We start from the raw sequence: 3,206 nt of genomic DNA, 5'->3' as shown, positions 1-3,206 counted from the left end.
ATTGGCCAAGAAAAAGGTCATCTCTATTGATGCGGGACGCAAATACTTCTCGCCTGATCAAATCAAGGAAATCATTGATGAAGCCAGCAAGATAGGTTATACCGATTTGCATCTCTTAGTGGGAAATGACGGCTTGCGCTTTGTCCTTGATGACATGTCCTTGCAAGTAGGAGACTCGTCCTACTCAAGTCAAGCGGTCAAAGAGGCTGTAGAAAAAGGAACCAAAGCCTACTATGATGATCCAAATGGAACAGCCTTGACTCAGGCTCAAATGGATGAGATTTTGGCTTATGCCAAATCCAAGAAAATAGGGGTCATTCCAACGATTAATAGCCCAGGGCACATGGATGCGATTTTGACAGCTATGGAGCAATTGGGAATCGAAAACCCTCACTTTAATTACTTTGGTACGAAAAAGTCAGAACGGACTGTCGATTTAGACAACCAAAAAGCTCTAGATTTCACTAAAGCCTTGGTGGACAAGTATGCGGCTTATTTCAGTGGCAAGACAGAAATCTTTAACATCGGCTTGGACGAATATGCCAATGATGCAACAGATGCCCATGGTTGGCAGGTCCTTCAAGCTAGCAAGCATTGGCCAGATGAAGGCTATCCAGATAAAGGCTACGAAAAATTCATCCAATATGCCAATGATCTAGCGGCTATTGTGAAAAAACACAAGATGAAACCAATGGCCTTCAACGACGGTATCTACTACAATGGCGATACCTCCTACGGAACCTTTGATAAGGATATCATTGTATCCTACTGGACAGGTGGATGGAACGGCTATGATGTGGCTTCGTCAAAATTCCTATCTGAACTAGGCCATCAAATTCTTAACACCAATGATGCTTGGTATTATGTCCTCGGCCGGGACAAGGCTGGATCTGGTTGGTATAATCTGGATCAAGGACTCGAAGGGATTTCCAAGTCAGCGATTGATGTTGTTCAAAAAAATGATGGGGCTAAGGTTCCATTTATCGGTGGGATGGTAGCTGCCTGGGCAGATACACCATCTGCAACCTACAAAAAAGAGCTACTCTTCAAGCTCATGCACGCTTTTGCGGATAAGAATGCGGACTACTTTGTAGCAGATCCTGAAGTCGTTGAAAAAGCTCTGGCGGAAGCTCCAACTGATTTGGACCACTACACACCGGAATCCCTAGTAGCCTTTACAGCAGCAAAAAAGGCGCTGGAAGGAGTAGGAGCAGAGACGACTCGAGCAGAAGCTAAGGAACTAATTGCTTCTCTCAAAGCCGCTCAAGAGTCCTTAGTCTATACAGAAAGCTATGCCAAAGAGTTGGCAGACAAGGAAGCTGCTGAAAAACTAGCTAAGAGCAAGGTGATTTCCATTGACGCAGGACGCAAATACTTCTCATTGGATCAGCTGAAACGAATCGTGGACAAGGCCAGTGAGCTAGGCTACTCTGACTTGCACCTCCTTGTCGGAAACGATGGCATGCGCTTCGTCCTCGATGATATGACGGTGGAAGCCAATGGCAAGACTTATGCCAGCGATGACGTGAAACAGGCCCTTCTCGAAGGAACCAAGGCCTACTATGACGATCCAAATGGTCAAGCCTTGACCCAAGCAGAAATGGACGAATTGTTAGCTTATGCGACTTCTAAAGGAATTGGCTTGATCCCAGCAGTCAATAGTCCAGGTCATATGGATGCTATCTTGGTAGCGATGGAAAAACTAGGTATCGAACATCCGCAAGCGACCTTTGATACGGTTTCCAAGACAACCATGGATCTGACCAACGAAAAAGCAGTCAATTTCACCAAGGCCCTCATTGGCAAGTACATGGATTATTTCAAAGGCAAGTCTAAGATCTTTAACTACGGAACAGACGAATACGCCAATGATGCTACCAATGCCCAAGGCTGGTACTACCTCAAATGGTATGAGCTTTATGGTAAATTTGCGGACTATTCCAATAGTCTGGCAGCCATGGCCCGTGAAAAAGGCTTGCAACCAATGGCCTTTAACGATGGCTTCTACTATGGAGACGAAGATGATGTTTCCTTTGACAAGGACGTCTTGATTTCTTACTGGTCTAAAGGATGGTGGGGCTATAACCTCGCATCACCACAGTACCTAGCAGACAAGGGCTACAAATTCCTCAATACAAACGGGGACTGGTACTATGTTTTGGGCCACAGAGGAGATCAAAGCTATCCACTCGATAAAGCTCTTCAACATTCAGAAACCGTTCCATTTGAACAATTAGCTTCAACCAAATACCCTGATGTGAAATTACCAGTGTCCGGAAGTATGTTGGGAATTTGGGCAGATGAACCAGCTAATGAATACAAGGAAGAAGAAGTCTTCCAGGTCATGGAAGCATTTGCCAACCACAATAAGGACTACTTCAAAGCTGACTATACAGCCCTTCGTGTGGCTCTTGCCAATGTTCCAACCGATCTTTCCATCTACACTGAGGAATCTCGTTCAGCTCTTGCAACGGTGCTAGATCAGTTAAATTGGAAGATCAGTCGTGCTCATCAAGAAAAAGTGGCAGAGCAGGTTGAACAGGTAACTCAAGCTCTCAGTCAATTGAAACCAATCACCCAAGTGGGAAGCCAAGCAGAAAATGATGTCAGAGCCTTGGTAGAAGACAAACCAAGCTTGGAAGTCATTGAAAAAGAACTAGATTTTGAAGTTGTCGAACGGACCAATCCAGAACTAGCCAAGGGTGAACGAAAAGTGGTTCAAACAGGTGTCAAAGGCCAGCAACGTGAATTTGTTGCGGTCTCTGCCCTTGATGAAAGTCGCCAAGTGCTAGGGACAGAAGTATCGAAAGAAGCTGTTGCTGAGATTGTGGAAGTGGGAACCAAGGAGGCAGAAGTAATCACTCCGACTCCAGGTATACAGGATCGACCAAGTCCTCAACCAGACTTACCTCAAGTTGATCAAGGAGGTCATCATCAAGTAAGACCAGTAACTCCTGAAGTGAAGCCACTTGTGAACGCTCAACCAGCTCCAGTCGCTTCAGAACAAAAAACAGTAGAAGAGGCTAAGCTAACACCGATGCAAGATCAAACACCGTCTAGTCATCAGCTTCCTGAGACTGGACAAGAATCTGTCCTAGGTTTGGCCTTGCTTGGAGCGATCTTAGGAGCAACTGGGATGAGTATCAAAGGACGGAAAGAAGACTAATCAGCCCCCCGATTGAACTAAGTCTTTCTATTTTCCAGAC

General features: G+C 45.4%; 1 protein-coding gene. It reads left to right on the top strand.

What is annotated here, in order from left to right:
* The coding region (locus ACLOR3_RS08510; protein WP_412037142.1) for a family 20 glycosylhydrolase at positions 1 to 3,166 on the top strand (3,166 nt) is incomplete at its 5' end.
* Between the last annotated feature and the right edge of the window lie 40 nt (positions 3,167 to 3,206).

Origin of the sequence: Streptococcus intestinihominis (assembly GCF_046824975.1) — a bacterium.
In the GTDB taxonomy this organism is placed as follows: Bacteria; Bacillota; Bacilli; order Lactobacillales; family Streptococcaceae; genus Streptococcus.
The sequence above is the reverse complement of the archived record's forward strand: the minus strand, read 5'-3'. Positions and strand labels throughout refer to the sequence as shown.